Annotated in this window: 2 protein-coding genes; one reads left to right on the forward strand and one right to left on the reverse strand. The window is 62.1% G+C overall.

Annotated elements, in window-relative coordinates; genetic code table 11:
• Nucleotides 1–128 precede the first annotated feature (128 nt).
• Nucleotides 129–1,505 (reverse strand): cysteine--tRNA ligase, encoded by a 1,377-nt coding sequence (cysS, locus tag AC1D1P_RS21325; RefSeq protein ID WP_477674341.1) that lies wholly within the window; start codon nt 1,503–1,505, stop codon nt 129–131.
• A gap of 323 nt (nt 1,506–1,828) precedes the next feature.
• On the opposite strand from cysS, the gene AC1D1P_RS21330 reads away from it, so the two are divergent.
• Nucleotides 1,829–2,284, forward strand: a 456-nt coding sequence (locus AC1D1P_RS21330) for a tetratricopeptide repeat protein (protein ID WP_477674342.1), incomplete at its 3' end; no start/stop codon positions are given.

The following is a 2,284-nucleotide window of genomic DNA, read 5'->3' on the forward strand; positions in this document are numbered from 1 at the left end:
GAACGTCGGCCAGCTCAGCGCTGGCCGGGCCGCTTTTCACTATCTTTTTCATAGCTGCTTGCGCACGTCCATATTGGGCTGCGGGCCTGAATGGCTTGAAAAACAGGGTGAAAGAGCCGTCCAGAACCTCACGATTGCACCTCCCAGGTGGTGCCGCTGGGCGAATCCTTCAAAACAATGCCTTTGGCCAGCAGGTCCTTGCGGATACGGTCGGCTTCGGCGAAGTCTTTTGCCAGCTTGGCGGCTGCGCGCTGCGCGATCAGCAGCTGGATGCTGGCGTCGTCCAGGCCGGCGCCGGCCTGGAGGTAGGCGCCGGGCGCGCCCTGCAGCAGGCCCAGGCAGCCGCCCAGGTTTTTCAGCAGCCCTGCGAGTTCGGCAGAGCCTGTCCGGTTGACTTCACCGGCCAGCTCGAACAGCACAGCCACGGCCTCGGGCGTTCCGAAGTCTTCGTCCATGGCTGCCTTGAAGCGCTGCGCAAACGGATGCGCCCAGTCGGTCGGCAGCTCTGCCGGTTTGACGAGGTCAAGCGATGTGTAAAGCCGCTTGAGCGAGTTGCGCGCATCGTCCAGGTGGGCGTCGCTGTAATTCAGGGCGCTGCGGTAGTGGGCGCGAACGATGAAGAACCGCACGGTTTCGGCATCGTATTTGGCCAGCACTTCGCGGATGGTGAAGAAGTTGCCCAGCGACTTGGACATCTTCTCGTTGTCGACGCGCACAAAACCGTTGTGCACCCAGAAGCGGGCCAGCGGCTTGCCGTTGGCGCCTTCGCTCTGGGCGATCTCGTTTTCGTGGTGCGGGAACTGCAGGTCCGCGCCACCGCCGTGAATGTCGAAGGTCTCGCCCAGCGTGCCGCGGCACATGGCCGAGCACTCGATATGCCAGCCGGGACGGCCGGGGCCATAGGCGCTGTCCCACCTGGCGTCGTCGGGTTCGGTGGGTTTGGCGCTTTTCCACAGCACAAAGTCCAGCGGGTCTTCCTTGCCGTCCAGCACAGCCACGCGCTCGCCCGCGCGCAGCTCGTCGAGCGACTTGCCTGAGAGCTTGCCGTAGCCGGGAAACTTGCGCACTGCGTAATTCATGTCACCGGTGGAGCCCTTGTAGGCCAGGCCTTTTTCCTCCAGCGTGGCGATCATGCTCAGCATCTGCGGCACGTACTCAGTCGCACGAGGCTCCAGCGATGGAGGCTCTATGCCCAGCGCGCCGATATCCTGGTGCATGGCCGCGATCATCTCGTCGGTCAGCTGGCGGATGGTGATGCCGCGCTCGACCGCCCGCTTGATGATCTTGTCGTCGATGTCGGTGATGTTGCGCACATACGTAACCTTCAGGCCGCTTGCCTTGAGCCAGCGTTGCACCACGTCGAACGCCATCATCATGCGCGCATGACCGATGTGGCAGAGGTCGTAAATCGTCATTCCGCACACATACATGCGCACATGGCCGGGATCAAGCGGGGAAAATTCTTCCACGGCACGCGACAGCGTGTTGTAAATGCGAAGGCTCATGAAAATTATGCTGCGGGGGCCTGGCATCGGCCGGAAGCAGCCGGTGGTCAGGCAAAGGAAAGAAGCTTTATCTCACGGACGCCGCAGGCGGGCAAGGGCCATTCGGCGTACACGCGAAAACGTGCGATAAAAACGGAAAGTACGGAATTCTGGGGGCCATGAACTATACCCCCCTCAGTTACAATCGCCCAGTATATCCAGCCCGTCCGACAACGTTCAGCGGCTCCCGGGGCGCCCTGAAAAGCCTGGCTGTTTATGTTGACTTTCCGCCCAACGGCTGCCAAAACAGCACCGGGGGCTTTAAAACAAATCGCGAGAGTGCCATGCCCACGCCAAACTTCCTTACACGCAATCCGCTGTCCGCCTCCCTGCGCATGCTGGCCGTGGCGGTCACCCTGTCGGTGTCCGTGGCCCATGCCGACGACTACGCCGACGTCAGCCGCCTGATGCGTGCCGGCCAGTATGCCGAGGCGCAGGCCAAGGTTGACCAGTACCTCGCCGGCAAGCCGCGCGACCCGCAAATGCGTTTCTTCAAGGGCGTGATCCAGACCGAGACCGGCAAGACAAACGAGGCCATCGCAACTTTCACCAAAATCACCGAAGACTACCCCGAGCTGCCTGAGCCCTACAACAACATGGCCGTGCTGTATGCCGGCCAGAGCCAGTTCGACAAGGCCCGGGCGGCGCTTGAAATGGCCATTCGGACCAACCCCAGCTACGCCACCGCACATGAAAACCTGGGCGACGTCTACGCCAGGCTCGCCAGCCAGGCCTATAGC

The sequence above is a fragment of the Polaromonas sp. P1_E1_2 genome (genome assembly GCF_056406035.1).

Excerpts from the sequence above, each read along its gene's own strand:
- cysS (WP_477674341.1), bottom strand. The coding sequence starts at position 1,505 with ATGAGCCTTCGCATTTACAACACGCTGTCGCGTGCCGTGGAAGAATTT.